Origin of the sequence: Brevundimonas sp. (genome assembly GCF_035627055.1) — a bacterium.
GTDB lineage: Bacteria > Pseudomonadota > Alphaproteobacteria > Caulobacterales > Caulobacteraceae > Brevundimonas.
Genome location: NZ_DASPMM010000009.1, coordinates 1 through 13,775, shown reverse-complemented (window position 1 = coordinate 13,775; position 13,775 = coordinate 1). Strand labels below are relative to the sequence as shown.

The 13,775-nt window shown below is 72.1% G+C and carries 16 protein-coding genes; 5 read left to right on the top strand and 11 right to left on the bottom strand.

Annotation, left to right across the window (positions count from 1 at the left end; all coding sequences use genetic code 11):
- Positions 1-87 precede the first annotated feature (87 nt).
- Both VEA98_RS03270 and VEA98_RS03265 read right to left on the bottom strand, forming a co-directional pair.
- A complete protein-coding gene (locus VEA98_RS03270; protein WP_324811047.1) occupies positions 88-2,100 on the bottom strand; it encodes a TonB-dependent receptor in 2,013 nt (670 codons plus the stop codon).
- Positions 2,097-3,527, bottom strand: a complete 1,431-nt coding sequence (locus tag VEA98_RS03265) for a UDP-N-acetylmuramate--L-alanine ligase (protein ID WP_324811046.1) — start codon at positions 3,525-3,527, stop codon at positions 2,097-2,099. The genes VEA98_RS03270 and VEA98_RS03265 overlap by 4 nt, the downstream gene beginning before the upstream one ends.
- 95 nt (positions 3,528-3,622) lie before the next feature.
- On the opposite strand from VEA98_RS03265, the gene VEA98_RS03260 reads away from it, so the two are divergent.
- Together VEA98_RS03260 and VEA98_RS03255 are read left to right on the top strand one after the other, a co-directional pair.
- Positions 3,623-4,444, top strand: coding sequence for an LD-carboxypeptidase (locus VEA98_RS03260; protein WP_324811045.1), 822 nt, complete (start codon positions 3,623-3,625; stop codon positions 4,442-4,444).
- Between the two features lie 55 nt (positions 4,445-4,499).
- Entirely contained in the window at positions 4,500-5,447 is a 948-nt protein-coding gene (locus VEA98_RS03255; protein WP_324811044.1) for a retropepsin-like aspartic protease, read from the top strand.
- Between the two features lie 2 nt (positions 5,448-5,449).
- On the opposite strand, the gene ypfJ is transcribed toward VEA98_RS03255, so the two are convergent.
- From ypfJ to VEA98_RS03220, 7 genes are all read right to left on the bottom strand, one after another.
- The gene (gene ypfJ / locus VEA98_RS03250) at positions 5,450-6,298 is read right to left on the bottom strand and encodes a KPN_02809 family neutral zinc metallopeptidase (protein ID WP_324811043.1); all 849 of its coding nucleotides are present in this window, start codon (positions 6,296-6,298) and stop codon (positions 5,450-5,452) included.
- A 74-nt stretch (positions 6,299-6,372) separates the two neighbouring features.
- On the bottom strand, positions 6,373-6,768 hold the full coding sequence (locus tag VEA98_RS03245) for a hypothetical protein (protein WP_324811042.1): 396 nt from the start codon (positions 6,766-6,768) through the stop codon (positions 6,373-6,375).
- Positions 6,769-6,817: 49 nt separating this feature from the next.
- Entirely contained in the window at positions 6,818-7,477 is a 660-nt protein-coding gene (locus VEA98_RS03240; RefSeq protein WP_324811041.1) for a methyltransferase, read from the bottom strand.
- 41 nt (positions 7,478-7,518) lie between these two features.
- Positions 7,519-8,031, bottom strand: a complete 513-nt coding sequence (locus VEA98_RS03235) for a hypothetical protein (protein ID WP_324811040.1) — start codon at positions 8,029-8,031, stop codon at positions 7,519-7,521.
- Positions 8,032-8,036: 5 nt separating this feature from the next.
- The gene (locus tag VEA98_RS03230) at positions 8,037-8,414 is read right to left on the bottom strand and encodes a hypothetical protein (RefSeq protein WP_324811039.1); all 378 of its coding nucleotides are present in this window, start codon (positions 8,412-8,414) and stop codon (positions 8,037-8,039) included.
- A 28-nt stretch (positions 8,415-8,442) separates the two neighbouring features.
- Complete coding sequence (locus tag VEA98_RS03225) at positions 8,443-8,919, bottom strand: hypothetical protein (protein ID WP_324811038.1); 477 nt, start codon at positions 8,917-8,919, stop codon at positions 8,443-8,445.
- A complete protein-coding gene (locus tag VEA98_RS03220; RefSeq protein WP_324811037.1) occupies positions 8,916-9,857 on the bottom strand; it encodes a fatty acid desaturase family protein in 942 nt (313 codons plus the stop codon). The genes VEA98_RS03225 and VEA98_RS03220 overlap by 4 nt, the downstream gene beginning before the upstream one ends.
- A 193-nt stretch (positions 9,858-10,050) precedes the next feature.
- Here VEA98_RS03220 and VEA98_RS03215 point away from each other — a divergent pair, with 193 nt between their 5' ends.
- From VEA98_RS03215 to VEA98_RS03205, 3 genes are read left to right on the top strand one after another with little or no spacing between them, the layout of a single operon-like run.
- Entirely contained in the window at positions 10,051-10,410 is a 360-nt protein-coding gene (locus tag VEA98_RS03215; protein ID WP_324811036.1) for a hypothetical protein, read from the top strand.
- A complete protein-coding gene (locus VEA98_RS03210) occupies positions 10,407-10,604 on the top strand; it encodes a helix-turn-helix transcriptional regulator (protein ID WP_324811035.1) in 198 nt (65 codons plus the stop codon). Before VEA98_RS03215 ends, VEA98_RS03210 begins: the two co-directional genes overlap by 4 nt.
- A 34-nt stretch (positions 10,605-10,638) precedes the next feature.
- The gene (locus VEA98_RS03205; protein WP_324811034.1) at positions 10,639-11,580 is read left to right on the top strand and encodes an alpha/beta hydrolase; all 942 of its coding nucleotides are present in this window, start codon (positions 10,639-10,641) and stop codon (positions 11,578-11,580) included.
- On the opposite strand, the gene VEA98_RS03200 is transcribed toward VEA98_RS03205, so the two are convergent.
- On the bottom strand, positions 11,577-12,425 hold the full coding sequence (locus tag VEA98_RS03200; RefSeq protein WP_324811033.1) for an RsiV family protein: 849 nt from the start codon (positions 12,423-12,425) through the stop codon (positions 11,577-11,579). The two genes, VEA98_RS03205 and VEA98_RS03200, sit on opposite strands and share 4 nt — an antisense overlap.
- 11 nt (positions 12,426-12,436) lie before the next feature.
- Complete coding sequence (locus VEA98_RS03195; RefSeq protein ID WP_324811032.1) at positions 12,437-13,462, bottom strand: UbiA family prenyltransferase; 1,026 nt, start codon at positions 13,460-13,462, stop codon at positions 12,437-12,439.
- Positions 13,463-13,775: the final 313 nt, after the last annotated feature.

Genomic DNA, 13,775 nt, shown 5'->3' with positions numbered 1-13,775 from the left:
GGCGGGGCTCTCACGACGCCGGCACGGGGTGATGACCGGAACCTCGCTCAGGTTTGTGCCGAAGCCGAGCCGTGGGCGCAACGTCGCTCAATGCGAAAGGCGGACGCCAAGGCCGAGGGTGCGGGGCGGGCCGAAGCCGGCGACGCCCGTGGCGGTTTCGGAGACCTCGACCTGCGCGTCGAGGACGTTGGCGGCGGCGATCCAGAGGGTGGTCGTGGGCGTCAGCGCCCAGTGGGCGCGCAGGTCGAGGGTGGCGGCGGGCCCGAGCACGCGGCTGTTGAGATCATCGTCGAAGCGGCGGCTTTCCCAGCGCAGGTCGGCGGCGAGGGCGAGGCGATCGACGGGACGCCACTCCAGTCCGGCGACGGCGCTCCAGATCGGGGCCTGGGCCGGGCGCAGGCCAGTCAGCTGCGGCGCCAGGGCGCCGCCGTCGACGCGGGCGTCGGTGGCGGACAGGGCGGCTCGAACGATGAGCGTGTCCGACGCGTCGAGGCGGCCGTCGAGCTCCAGCCCCGTCGCCTCGATGGTTCCAGCGTTCATCCGCTGGCGCAGGACGCCGCCGGCGGGGACGAAGCCGGCGCGGGGAAAGGTGGCGGGACCCTGACCGAGGGTGACGTTGACGATGGCGTCGTCGATGGAGGTCCAGAAGGCGGTGGCGGTCAGGGCGGCGCGCTCGCCCGTCCAGGCCCAGCCGGCCTCGACGGCGACGAGGCGCTCGGGCTCGAGGGCGGCGTTGGCCTCGGTCAGGTCGTTGCCGACCCGGAACGGGCGGTGCAGTTCGTTGAGGGTGGCGGGGCGAAAGCCGGAGTAGGCGGCGAGGCGCAGGGCCTGTCCTTCGCCAATCTGGCGCCGGACGGCGAGACGCGCGCTGGCGACCTCGCCCGAACGGTCCGGGTCTGTCTCGTCGAGGGTCGGCAGGCCGGTGGCGAGGTCGGTCTCGAGCCGACGGCCGTTCTTGTTGCGCCAGGCGTCGTAGCGGACGCCGCCGGCGACGAGCCATGGTCCGGACGTCCACGAGCCCTCGCCATAGAGGCCGGCCACGGAGGCTTCGCCGCCGGCGACGCGGCCGCGGGTGAAGCCGGCGCCGAGATTGCGGAAGCGTTCGTGCGTCTCGCCCTCGTTGAAGCGGGCGTCGGCGCCCAGTTCCCACTCGACGCGGGCGACGCCGCTGACGACGATCCGGCGCAGGGCGGCGTTGAGGCCCCAGCCCGTCGCCGGGGTCTCGTACTGGTCGTTGGCGGGGGTGGTGGAGGCGCGGTCGGCGGCGACGGCGGCGGAGCTGTTGGCCAGGTCGCTCTCGCGCCGCCACGCCTGCAGCCTCCAGCCGGGGCGGTCGGCGCGGGGCTGGAGGGCGGCGGTGGCGGACAGGGCGTGACCGCTGGCGTTGGCGCGGGCCCCGGCGAGGCCGGAGCCGCGGTCCTCCTCGAAGGCGGCGCCGCGCAGGGACAGGGCGGCCTCGCCGAGGGGGAGGTCGGCGCGCAGGGCGGCGGCGCGGACCTCGAGATCCAGCGGGGTGTCGGCGGCGCCGGCGTCGGCCCCGCGCACGGGGACGTAGCCGTCGCTGGTCTCATAGAGGCCGGAGGCGACGAGGCGGACGGAGCCGAAAGCCGTGGCGCCGGAGCCGCCGAGGCGGAGGCCGCCGCGCTCCGCCATTGAGGCGTCGAGCAGGGCGCCGTCGTCGCGCTCGCGCAGCTGGATCACGCCGGTCAGGGCGCCCGCGCCGTAGGGACCCGCCCCGGAGCCGCGCACGATGTCGAGGCCGGACAGGCTTTCGGTCGGGACCTGCGACCAGATCACCCAGCCGCCGAACGGATCGTTCAGCGGCACGCCGTCGAGGGTGACGAGGGTGCGGCCGGCGCCGGACGGGGCGATGGCGCGCAGGCTGATGCCCTGGGTGGTCGGATTGGCCGACTGGCTGGAGGTGCGGCGGAACAGGGAGACGGCGGGGACGGACGCGAGGGCCTCGTCCAGCCGCTGCTGGTCGCGCAGGTCCTCGTCGTCGAGGCGGATCACGGCGAAGGCGGCCTCGCCGGCGGCGGGCGGCAGGCGGGCGCCGGTGACGACGACTTCGGGAAGCTGGGGCGGCGCGTCCTGGATCATCCGGCCGAAGCGCACAGGCGGTCGAGAAGCTCCGCCGCGAAGACCGACAGGGTGTCGTCGCGGGCCCCCATGACGACGATGCGGTCGCCGGGGCGGGCGAGGCCGATCAGGCGGTCGCCGCAGGCCTCGCGGCTGGGCAGGGCCTCCGCGGTGCGACCGGCGGCGCGGATGCCTGAGGCGATGTCCTCTGAGCCGACGCTGCGGTCCGTCGTGCCGCCGTAGTAGACGGGCTCGGGCATCAGCAGGACGTCGTCCTCGCGCAGCAGGCCGGTGAAGCCGTCGATGAACTCGTCGCGCATCAGCTTCAGCGGGCCGAAGCCGTGCGGCTGGAACAGGATCAGCAGGCGACCGTCGAAGGCGTGCAGGGTCTTGAGGGTGGCGGCGATCTTGTCCGGGTTATGGGCGAAGTCGTCGATGACAGTGACGCCGGCGGCGGTCCCGACCACCTCCATGCGGCGGCGGATGCCGGCGAAGGTCTCCAGCGCCATGACGGCCTGATCGAGCGGAACGCCGACGGCGCGCACGGCGCCGAGCGCGGCCAGGGCGTTGGCGACATTGTGGGCCCCGGGGACCGGCAGGATCATGGCGCGGTCCACCCCGGCGGCGCGGTCGGTCAGCCGGAACCGCATGCCGGCGGGCAGCGGCTCGAGATCGTGGGCCGAGAGGTCGGCGGCGTCATTGCCGAGTGCGAAGGTGACGACGGCGCCGCCGCGTCCGCCCTCGACCATGGACTGGGCGAGAGCGGCGGTCTCGGGGTTGTCGAGATTGAGCACGGCCGTGGCGGCGCGGGCGGTGAAGCCGCCGAACAGGTCGCGCAGCTCCTCCATCGACTTGTGGTCCAGAGAGATGTTGGAGACCACGGCGACGGTCGGGTCGTAGCGGGCGATGGAGCCGTCGGACTCGTCGACCTCGGAGACGAACAGCCCGTTCGCGCTATCGCGGCCGCCGATCAGGGCGCTGGCGAAGGGGTGGTCGGCGTCGGCGAAATTCTTCATCACCGCGCCGTTCATGACGGTGGGCGCGCGGCCCGCCTGGTGCAGGATCCAGGCGATCATGCCGGTGATGGTCGACTTGCCGCTGGTGCCGGCGACGCCGATCGAGGCCGGGGCGGCGTTGAACAGCTGGGAGAGCAGTTCCGGGCGGGTGACGATGCGGGCGCCGGCGCGGCGCGCGGCGCCGATGTCGGGGACCGTCTCCTCGATGGCGCCGGTGGCGACGACCGTCTGGGTGGGGCGGGTGACGCCGGAACCGTCCTGCGGATGCAGGGTGACGCCGTGCGCTTCGAGCCAGGCGAATTTCTCGGGCGTGCGGCCCTGGTCGCGGGAGCGGTCGGAGCCCTCGATGCGGTTCCCCTGCGCCTGGACGATCATGGCCAGGGGCAGCATGCCCGAACCGCCGATGCCGCAGAAGAAATAGTCGTTCGCCATAACGGCTGAGTAGAGGCAGGAGGCGGCGAGGGGAAGGGATTGGTTCGACGGCCCGGCGCGGACTATGAAGGGGACGCACAGTCCGGGGGCCCGCCTTGAAGATCGGCATCGTCAACGCCAGTTCGCGCTTCAGCCGGGAGCGGGCCGACGCCGTGCAGGCGTGGTTCGCCGCCAATGTGCCGGACGGGTCGATCAAGGTGGTGTTCCACCCGTCCAGCTTCGGCAAGCACGGGCATTTCGGGGGAGACGACGCCAGCCGGGCGGCGGCCTTCGTGGAATACGCCAACGATCCGCGGCTGGACGCGGTGTGGTTCGCCCGGGGCGGCTACGGCTCGTGCCGGATCGCCGAGGCGGTGCTGCCGCGTCTGACCGATGTGGCGCGGCAGAAGCGGTATCTCGGCTATTCGGACGCGGGGACGCTGCTCGCGGGGCTGTACAAGGCGGGCTTTCCGCATGTGGCGCACGGGCCGATGGCCTCGGACGCGGTGCGTCAAGACGCGACGGCGTGGCGGGCGCTGAACTGGCTGAAGCGAGGCGATCCGGCGTCGTGGGAGCCGACGCTGCATGAGGACCCGCGTCCGGCCGTCGCCTTCAACCTGAGCATCCTCGACGCCCTCGTCGGTACGGCGCTGGAGCCCGACCTGTCCGGCCATGTGCTGATGCTGGAGGATGTGTCGGAGCCGCTCTATCGGGTCGACCGGATGATGTTCCACCTGACCGGACAGGCCTCGATCCGCAAGGTGGCGGGCATTCGGCTGGGGCGGGTGTCGGACATCGTCGAGAACGATCCGGACTTCGGCCTGACCCCGGAGGAGATCGTCCGCTACTGGTGCCAGCGGTCGGGCATTCCGTATCTGGGGGCGGCGGACATCGGCCACGACCGCGAGAACAAGGTCGTGCCGTTCGGGGCGCGGTAGGCGCGACCGCGGGGACGCTGGCGCCGGGCCCTGCGCCGCGCCATGTTCGAAGGGCATGAACCGACGCAATCTTCTGATCCGCGCCGCAGGACTGGCCGCCGTCGTCGGCGGCGCCTGGTGGGCCCGCGAGACCCTGTTCTGGCCCGCTCCGGACCTGACTTTCGACGAGAGCGGCGCCACGCCGTGGCTGCCCTATGCGCGGCGGGCCAATGTGCCGACCGTTCGTGTCCGTGTCGCAGGGCGGGAGGTGATCGCCCTGATCGACACCGGGGCCCAGTATTCCGTGATCGACAAGCGGCTGATCGAAGCCCTGCCGGAGCGTGAGCGGTCGCTGTTCGACATGCCGCTGGTCGCCTACGGCGTCGGCGGCGGCACGCAGATGGGGCGGGGCACGACGGTGGAGGTGCTCTTGCCGGGGCTGACCATCGGCAAGCTGCGGGCCGCGATCCTCGATCTGGGGCCCCTGGCGTCGGATGGCGGATTGAACACGCCGCTGATCCTCGGGCGCGACGTGCTGGAGCATCTGGTGCTGGCGCTCGATCCCGCCCGGCGGCATGTGCGGCTGATCGCGCGCGAGGCCTTCGTACGGCCCGCGGACCTGACCGCGACGGAAGTGCGGAGGACGGGCGGCGGATTGGTCGCCCCGGTCACGGTCGAGGGCGTAATGGTGGAGGCGGTGGTCGACACCGGCGCCTCCTCGCTGCTGGCCCTGGACAAGGCCACGGCCCAGTCGGCGGGCCTGCTGGACGGGCGGACGCAGCAGACGGGCACGAGCCTGGTCCTGGGCGGCGCGATGCAGGCCGCCGTGCTGGAAGCGCGCACGGTGACCTTTGCCGATCACCTGTACCGGCGGGTGAAGGTCGGCGTCTTCGAGCAGCCGCCCTTGCCGAACTTTCCCGGCGCCCTGGTCGGCATGGAGGCGTTCGCCGCCCGCCGGGCCGCGCTCGACCTGGGCTCGGGCACGCTGCACGTGTCGCAGCCGCTGGATCTGACCGTAGGCTGAGCTCAGGTCGCCGAGAAGGTGTCGCAGGCGGCGGGGTCGCCGGAGTCGTAGCCGCGCCGCAGCCACTCGGCTCGCTGGGCCGAGGAGCCGTGGGTGAAGCCCTCCGGCACCACCCGCCCGCCCTGGCGGCGCTGCAGGGTGTCGTCGCCGATGGCCGAGGCGGTGCGCAGGCCTTCTTCCAGATCGCCGGCCTCGAGCGCCACCTGGCCGTTGGACACGGCCGAGGCGTTGCGGGCCCAGACGCCGGCGTAGCAGTCGGCCTGAAGCTCCAGGGCGACGGAGTAGCGGTTGGCCTCGGCCTGGCCCGAGGCGCGCTGCTGGGCCCGCTGGACCTGTTGCGAGGCGCCCGTCAGGGTCTGGACGTGGTGGCCGTATTCGTGGGCGATGACATAGGCGCGGGCGAAGTCGGCGGCCGAGGCGCCGAGCTGGCTTTCCATCTGCTGCCAGAACGACAGGTCGAGATACACGTGCCGGTCGGTGGGGCAGTAGAACGGACCCATGGCGGCCTGACCGAAGCCGCAGCCGGTCGGCGTGCCCCGTTCGTACAGGGTGACGGTGGGGGGCTGGTAGCCCTGCAGCTTCTGGCGCCAGACGTCGTCGACATTGGTCCCGATCACATCGACGAAGGCGCCGGCCTGGTCTGCGGGGCTGCCGCGGGCGCCCTGTTCCGCGCTGCCGACCCCGCCGAGCTGGCTGGTGATCTGCTGGGTGGTCTGCGGATCGATGCCGAAGACGAAATAACCGATCGCCGCCAGGACGATCGCCCCGATGCCGCCGCCGGCGATCCCGGCGCCGCCCATGCCCCGGCGATCATCGATATTGCCGCCGCGTCGTCCGCCCTGCCAGCGCATGATCCGCTCCCTTGTCCTGATTCAAGCCAAGCTGGAACGCGAGCGTCGGCGAAGGGATGCAGGCGCCCGTGCGCTCAGCGCGTGGGACGGTCCAGCCAGTCGTCGATCTCGCCGGCGCGGGACGCGGTCGTCTGGCGGCGGCGGGTGGCGGACTCCCGCAGCGCCCGCGCCTCTTCCGGCGAGCGCAGGACGCGGGTTCCCGGCTGTTCGGTAATGTCGGTGCGGCGGGCCGCCTCGATCTCCTGACGGCTCAAGCGGGTCTCGATCTGGAGCTGGCGCGCGAACGTCTCGCGCTGGTCGGCCTGGGCGCGCAGACGGTCGATCTCGTAGCGGTGCTGGTCGGCCTGGTAGCGATGAGGGTCGACGCCCGGCGAGAGGTACGGCGGCGCGATCTGCGCCTGAGCCGACGTGGCGACGGCCAAGGCGGTGGACAGGGCGGCGGCGGCGAGCAGGAGGCGAGCGACGGTCATGCCGACAAGATGGGTCCAAGGCCGCCGATCGCCAAGCGTGGCCGAACCTTCAGAGGTTCGCGGGCAGGGTCCAGACGCGGGTGCGCTTCACGGCGGAGTCCTCCAGTTCGCGGGTGGTCGGCACCTCGTATTCGGCCAGCAGGGTGAGTCCGGACTTCGGGAAATAGGTGCGCAGCGGGTCGCCGACGAGGACGCGCGTTCCGCGCTGCGCGGCGGTGGTCAGCCATGCCAGCACCCGCTCGGCCATGGCCTTTTCGTAGAAGACGTCGCCGGCGCAGAGGACGTCCACGTCCGGCGGCGGGGCGTCGAGCAGGTCGTCCGCCGTAAAGGCGAGGGTCACGTCGTTGGCCTTCGCATTGAGCGCGACGGCGGCTTCGCAGAAGGGGTCGATGTCGGCGCAGAGGGCGGAGGCGGCGCCGGCCTTCATCGCGGCGATGCCGACGAGGCCGGAGCCTGCGGCGAAGTCGAGCACGCGCTTGCCGGCGACCTCGCGCGGGTTGTCGAGCAGCCAGCGGGCGAGGCCCTGTCCGCCGGCCCAGGCGAAGGCCCAGAACGGCGGCGGCAGGCCCATCTCGCCGAGCTCCTCCTCGGTGAGGCGCCAGATGGGGGTGACCTCGTCGGCCAGCCACAGCGAAATTTCCGCCGCGTGAGGCACGTGCTGGAGACGGGTGTTGGCGAGGATGAAGGCGGCGGGGTCGGCGATGGGCATCTCCGCGCCTTACCCCCGCTGACGCCCTTGGGGCCAGCGGTTCAGCGGGCGGCGGTCCGTTCCGGCTCCAGAAAGCCAAGGCGGCGCAGTTCTGCGATCGAGGCGGCGGCGGAGGTGTGGGGAATGAAGACCCCGCCCTCCTTTTCCCACAGGTGGCGGAATTTGACGGTGTCGTCGACGAGCACGTCGCCTGGGTGGCAGTGCTCGCGCTTCAGGGCCGCAGAGGTGGTGATGACCTCGAGGCCGGGGAAATGGCAGGCCGCCCAGCGGCGCTTCTGCGGTTCGGCCCAGGCCCCGCGGGGAAGGCCGGTGAGGATGATCGGGTCGCGATGGCGGACGGCCTGGTACAGGTCCATGGCGTCGGGCATCAGCTCAAGGGTCTCGAAGAAGTCGGGCGTGGAGGCGAGGCGGGCCCAGAAGGCCGGCAGGCCGTGGCGCTGCTCGAACCGGCGCGGCGGCATGCCGAGCACCGCCGTCGCGCCCCTGTCGAAGTCGGCGAGCACGCCGTCGCAGTCCAGGTAGATGCGCGGCTGCGGCCGGGGCTGGCGCGGCATGCCGATCAGCGGGGGTGCGGCTTCGACGCGTCGCCCCCGGCTTCGTTCGGCCCATCGTCGACGCCGCCGCCGGCGCCGAACTCTCGGCCGGGCATGACGGAGTCGGCGGCAGGGTCGCCGGCGCGCCAGCCGCGTTCGTGCGATTCCCAGTTGGGCGGGAGGCGTTCCAGACCGCTGTCGCTGACCGGGTTGCGTCTCGGGCCGCGGATGACGTGTTCCTCCGGCGCGACGGCGTCCGCATCCGGCGAGGGTCGTCCGGGGTCCTTGCCCGCGGCCTGACTGCTGCGCCGCGGTTCGCGGACCTGGTCGGCGTGGCGGTCGCCGCCGTGGGAGCCGCGGTGGCGGTCCTCGCCGGGCGAGGGTCTGGATTCGGAATTGCCCATCGGATGCTCCATCTGCCCCCGTCCCCGGTCAACCGGACGGCGCGGCCGGAGTTCCCCCGGCGTCCACCGGCCTGCAGCGGTGGACGAGGAAGCGGTTCCAGCCCTTCTTCGTGCGGCTCTCGACGGCGAAGTTGAAACCGGGGCCCCCGTCCTCGGGCGGCCAGTAGATCATGCGGGCCAGGCCGGCGGGCATCCGGGCCTCGAACGCCACCGCCTGCGGGTGGACGTCGGAGCCGTCGGCAAGGCGGCCGACCGAACGTTTGCCGTCGCTGGTGAAGGAGAAGAAGGCGAGATCTCCGTCGTCCCCGGGGCCGAACATCGCGGTTTCGCGGTAGGCGCCGTTCGGCAGGTTCCAGACGGCGTCCAGGCGGACCCAGCCTTTGCCGTGCGGCTCGAATGTCCGGGTGCAGGTGAAGGTCACGCCGTTCATCTCCGCCTCCGTCGCCCAGGCGCCGAGCAGCGGCTTGAGGGGGCCGAGCAGACCCCGTCCCGTTTTCCAGCTCATGCCCCGGCCCCTCCGCTGGCGGTCTTCAGAACCTCGAGATAGCCGGTCGCCACCTCCATCCGCTCGCCCTGCGGCCTGGCGTGCACGGCCCGGTGCAGGGCCGGCAGCTTCCAGCAGGGGACGTGCATGAACAGGTGATGCTCGGCGTGGAAATTGACCCAGTAGGGCGCGATGAAGGCGCGCTCCCACCACGCGGCGCGGGTGGTGCGGGCGGCGCGGAAGGCGTCGTCGGCCGAGCCTTCGACGCAGGCGTGCTCGGCGATGTTGCGTAACCGGGTGACCATCGGGAACCAGGTGGCCAGCGGCAGCAGCCAGAGGGCGAAATAGGCCCACCAGACCCCGGCGAGACTCGCCGCCGCCAGCAGGGCGGCGTTGACGAGCAGGAAGGGGGCGACGCTGCGGCCGGTGACGACGGCGCCCTCGGCCAGGTCCTCGTCCCGCTGACTGGCGAAGGCCTTGAAGGCGAAGAGAACGCGCTGCTTGAAGAAGGTCTGGCCGGTCAGGTCGCGGATGATCTTGCGGCGCAGCGAGGCGCGGCTGACCGGGAAGGGTGCGGACAGGACCAGGTCCGGGTCCTCGGCCTGCTGGGCGTATTTGTGGTGGCTGAGGTGATAGGGCCGGTAGAGGGCCAGCGACGCGCCGATCGGGACGGCGCACAGCCAGTGGCCGAGGACCTCGTTCAGCCGGGCGTTCGGCGACAGGCCGCCGTGGGCCGCCTCGTGCATCAGGATGGCGAGGCCGAGCTGACGCGTGCCGATGATGGCGACGCACAGCGGGATCAGGATCGGCCAGAGCACGCCGACGATCGCCGCCAGCAGGATCACCCCCCAGCAGTGCAGGACCAGCAGCGGCCCGACCCAGGCGGCGCGCGTCTGGAACGGCGCCCACTCGTCGGGGGTGAACAGATCGGCCGGGCGGGCGCGGGGAGCGGCGGGCATGAGCCGGAGACTACGCCCGGCGCCGCCACACCGGAAGCGGAAGGGCGCAGCGGCCGCCGTGTCAGGCACGGCTGACCAAAAGTCAGGTTGACATGACATTTCGTCCGTGTCAGGTAAGCCTGACATCAAGTCAGGAACACATGTCATGCTCTTCCTCGGGAAATCGGACACCACAGCGGCGGGGCGACGTTACGTGACCCGCACCATGGCCTTCATGAGCGGCTATGTGGCGATCAACGTCGCGGCCATTCTGGGCGCCTTCGACGACATCGCCTCGCCCGTCGCGGCCTGGGGCCTGGCTGCGGCGGTGTCGGCCCCGGTGGTCGGCCAGCTGTGGGCCACGCTGAGCCTGATGCGCGACTCCGACGAGTTCGTCCGGGCGGTCACCGCCAAGATGTTCATCCTCGCCGCGGGCCTGGCCATGGCCCTGGCCACCCTGTGGGGCTTCGGCGAGAGCTACGCCGACGCGCCCCATATTCCGGCTTGGCTGATCTATCCGCTGTTCTGGGCCTGTTTCGGGCTGGTGGCGCCGTTCGTGAGGAACAGCCGGTGAAGAACAGGCTGAAGCTGCTCCGCGTCGAACGCGGCTGGACGCAGGGACAGCTGGGCGAGGCGCTGGGCGTGTCACGGCAGGCCGTGAACGCGCTGGAGACCGAGAAGCACGACCCGTCGCTGGACCTCGCCTTTCGCATCGCCGTGCTGTTCGCGCGGCCGGTGGAAGAGATTTTCGACAACCCCCACGCCTGAGCCCCGTCGGGCCAGGCTCACAAGGATCACGACCATGATGTTCATGTCCCGTCACGGCGGCGGCCGGGTGCTGCGTGTCTTCGCCATCGCCTCCGCCCTCGCCGTCATCGCCGGAGGGGCGGCCCTGGCCGTCCGCGCCGAAGCGGCCCCGATCCCCGCCGCGCAGACCGCCTTCGCCTCCGACCGGCTGTCGGTCGAGGTGGTCGGCAGCGGGCCCGACGTGATCCTGATCCCCGGCCTCGCCTCGTCGCGGGAGGTGTGGCGGAGCGAGGCGAGGCGGCTGGCGGCGACGCACCGGGTGCATCTGGTCCAGCTGGCCGGTTTCGCGGGCGAGCCGTGGACGCATGGCGACGGACCCTTCGTCGCGCCTGTGGTCGAGGAGCTGGCGCGGTATGTGCGGGAGGCGGGGTTGGAGCGGCCGGCGGTGATCGGCCATTCGATGGGCGGGCTGACCGGCGTGCTGCTGGCCCAGGCCCATCCGGACCTGGTGGGCCGGGTCATGAGCGTCGACAGCCTGCCGTTCTTCAGCGCCATGTTCGGGCCGCAGGTCACGGCCGAGGCCGCCCGGCCGTTCGCGGACCAGGCCGCGGCCGCCATCCTCGCCGCCGACGAGGCCGGTTTCCGCGCCCAGCAGGCGCAGACGGCGGTCGCCATGGCCCGCGACCCGGCCACGCGGGAGGCGATGGTCGAGTGGTCGATGGCCACGGACCGGCGCGCCATGGCGGCGGCGATCCGGGACGTGATGACCACCGACGCCCGGCCGGGACTGGCGGCGATGACGACGCCGGCGTGGGCCATCTACGCCTCCGACGCCGATGGCGGAGCGCCGGCGGCGGGAGCCGACGCCCTGTGGAGCCGCGAGTATGCGGCCCTGCCGGGGGTCAGGCTGACCCGCATCGATGGCGCGCGGCACTTCATCATGGCCGACCAGCCGGTCCGGTTCGCGGAACTCGTCGACCAGTTCCTCGCCGACTAGATGGTGACGGGGGCCGGGGCGGGGGTGACGTCCCCCGCCTTGACCAGATCGCCGCCGAACTCGCCGGCGTAGGCGGTGGCCAGAAGCGAGCGGAACACGGTGGCCGGGATGGCGAGCTCGTACGCGCCCTCGGCATAGGGCCCGGCCTGATAGGGGCCGATCAGGAAGGTCAGGCCGGCCGCCTTGCCCTGGACCGTGCCGGGGGCCAGCACGAAGGCGGTCGAGGCGATGTGCGGGCAGGCGAAGGGCTTGCTGTCGAAGGTGATCGAGGCGCCGTCGGGCACGCGGGCGCGCTTGGCCGTGTTGAGGGCCGAGCACAGGGCCTCGTCGAGCACGCTCAGGTCCGCGCCCTTGCGGAACAGGTCGGCCAGGCCGATCTGGCGCTTCAGCGCCTTGTCCCAGAGCACGCCGCTGGTCAGGGTGTTGGGGTGCGCCCCGCCGGTCTCGAACGAGACGCGCTTGAGACTGAACAGCTTGCCGGTCTCGGCGGCGGCCACGAAGGTCACGGTGTTGGTGTATTTCGGCTGGCCCGGATCGGCGCCGGCCTCGACCAGATCGCTCTGCGCGCCGTCGACGAACTGGCGCAGCTTGCGGACCTCCTCGGCGTAGAGGCGGGCGTGCAGGTCGGTCTGGGCCTTGATCGCCTCGGGCAGGACCAGGCGGACGTCGGCGTAGGGGGTCTTGTCCTCGAAGGTCATGGGCGCGGCGGCGTCGGCGGGGGTGACGGCGGCGTCGCGGCCGGCCGCGCCGCCGGGGGCCGCGGCCTCGTTGCGGTCGCGATTGCAGGCCGACAGGGCCGTGACGGCGACGGCGGTCAGGAGCAGCAGGCTCAGGGGGCGGGTCATGCGGGACTCCTTCACAGCGGAAACTGAACCGAACCGAGAATGATGGCCAGAAACAGGATGAGGCCGGCGTCGCGGTTGGACTTGAACAGGCGCAGGGCGAGGGCGGGGTCGTCGGGACGGACGTCTCGGGCCTGGCGGAACAGGTGGGCGGCCCACGGCAGCAGGGCGACGTAGAAGAGGGGGCCGAGGCCAGCGCTCAGGCCGGCGAGGACGGTCAGGAGGGCGGTGAGCCCGTAGAAGACGCCGACGCCGCGCTGGACCTTGGCGCCGAGGCGGCGGGCGGAGGATTTGACCCCGACCATGGCGTCGTCCTCGATGTCCTGAAGGGCGTAGATGGTGTCGTAGCCGAGGGTCCAGAACACGCCGCCGAGGTAGAGGAGGAGGGCGGGGAGGGCAGCGGTCCAAGTCAAAGAATGGCGCACCAGATCGCCATAGGGAGCGCCCGGAGGCGCGGCGGACTGGATTGTGTGAACAACGACGATCCCCATCATGCCCGCCGATGCCGCCGCGAAACCCATCAGCGCGCCCCAGTTGAAGGTCAGGCCGAGCCAGGCCTGGGGCCACCAGGTGATCCGCTTCATGAAGGGGTAGGCGGCGACGAGGGCGAGGGAGGCGACGCCGAGCAGGACCGCGGTCAGGTTCAGCGTCAGCAGGATCAGCAGGCTGACGAGGCTGCAGCCGACGATGAAGGCCCACGCCTGTTTCACCGAGATGCGGCCGGAGGGGAGGGGACGCAGGGCCGTGCGGGCGACCTTCGCGTCGATGTCGCGATCGACGATGTCGTTGAAGGCGCAGCCGGCGGCGCGCATCAGGCCGGCGCCGAGGGCGAAGCCGAGGAACAGCCAGGCGTGGTAGAGGTCGGGCGTCTCACGATACTGGCTGAGCGCCAGGGCGATGCCCTGCCAGCCGGGCAGGAGCAGCAGCCAGATGCCGATCGGCCGGTCGAAGCGGCCGAGCTTGAGCCACGGCTTGAGGCTCTCCGGCGCGCGGCGGTCCACCCAGTTCGATCCGGCGTCGGGCAGGGGGGCGGAAGTCATGGCGGCGGTTGTATGCGGTCCGGGAGTGGGGGGGAAGGCAGGGATCAGGCGGCAGGCAGCAGACAGCAGGCAGCAGGCAGCCGCCCAAGGTCCGGGCACGCGTCTTCGTCTTCCGGGGCGTCAGCCGCGAAAGGTGGGGAGGGCGCGGGGTCGCCGGGCCTCGCCCGGTGAGGGGTTGTGTTACCGTTTCGACGAGACAGACGCCCCGCGCGGCCGTTTTCCACGCACCCTACCGGCTGGCGGCCCGTTGGAGCCTTGCCGGAAACACGCCGGCGGCCTTGCGGACGCCGGCGCGGGACGGACCTGCAGACCG

What these genes read in the sequence shown, in the direction of transcription:
- VEA98_RS03270 (WP_324811047.1), bottom strand. Translation starts at nt 2,100, where the DNA reads ATGATCCAGGACGCGCCGCCCCAGCTTCCCGAAGTCGTCGTCACCGGC.
- VEA98_RS03265 (WP_324811046.1), bottom strand. Translation starts at nt 3,527, where the DNA reads ATGGCGAACGACTATTTCTTCTGCGGCATCGGCGGTTCGGGCATGCTG.
- VEA98_RS03255 (WP_324811044.1), top strand. Translation starts at nt 4,500, where the DNA reads ATGAACCGACGCAATCTTCTGATCCGCGCCGCAGGACTGGCCGCCGTC.
- ypfJ (WP_324811043.1), bottom strand. Translation starts at nt 6,298, where the DNA reads ATGCGCTGGCAGGGCGGACGACGCGGCGGCAATATCGATGATCGCCGG.
- VEA98_RS03245 (WP_324811042.1), bottom strand. Translation starts at nt 6,768, where the DNA reads ATGACCGTCGCTCGCCTCCTGCTCGCCGCCGCCGCCCTGTCCACCGCC.
- VEA98_RS03240 (WP_324811041.1), bottom strand. Translation starts at nt 7,477, where the DNA reads ATGCCCATCGCCGACCCCGCCGCCTTCATCCTCGCCAACACCCGTCTC.
- VEA98_RS03235 (WP_324811040.1), bottom strand. Translation starts at nt 8,031, where the DNA reads ATGCCGCGCCAGCCCCGGCCGCAGCCGCGCATCTACCTGGACTGCGAC.
- VEA98_RS03230 (WP_324811039.1), bottom strand. Translation starts at nt 8,414, where the DNA reads ATGGGCAATTCCGAATCCAGACCCTCGCCCGGCGAGGACCGCCACCGC.
- VEA98_RS03225 (WP_324811038.1), bottom strand. Translation starts at nt 8,919, where the DNA reads ATGAGCTGGAAAACGGGACGGGGTCTGCTCGGCCCCCTCAAGCCGCTG.
- VEA98_RS03220 (WP_324811037.1), bottom strand. Translation starts at nt 9,857, where the DNA reads ATGCCCGCCGCTCCCCGCGCCCGCCCGGCCGATCTGTTCACCCCCGAC.
- VEA98_RS03205 (WP_324811034.1), top strand. Translation starts at nt 10,639, where the DNA reads ATGATGTTCATGTCCCGTCACGGCGGCGGCCGGGTGCTGCGTGTCTTC.
- VEA98_RS03200 (WP_324811033.1), bottom strand. Translation starts at nt 12,425, where the DNA reads ATGACCCGCCCCCTGAGCCTGCTGCTCCTGACCGCCGTCGCCGTCACG.
- VEA98_RS03195 (WP_324811032.1), bottom strand. Translation starts at nt 13,462, where the DNA reads ATGACTTCCGCCCCCCTGCCCGACGCCGGATCGAACTGGGTGGACCGC.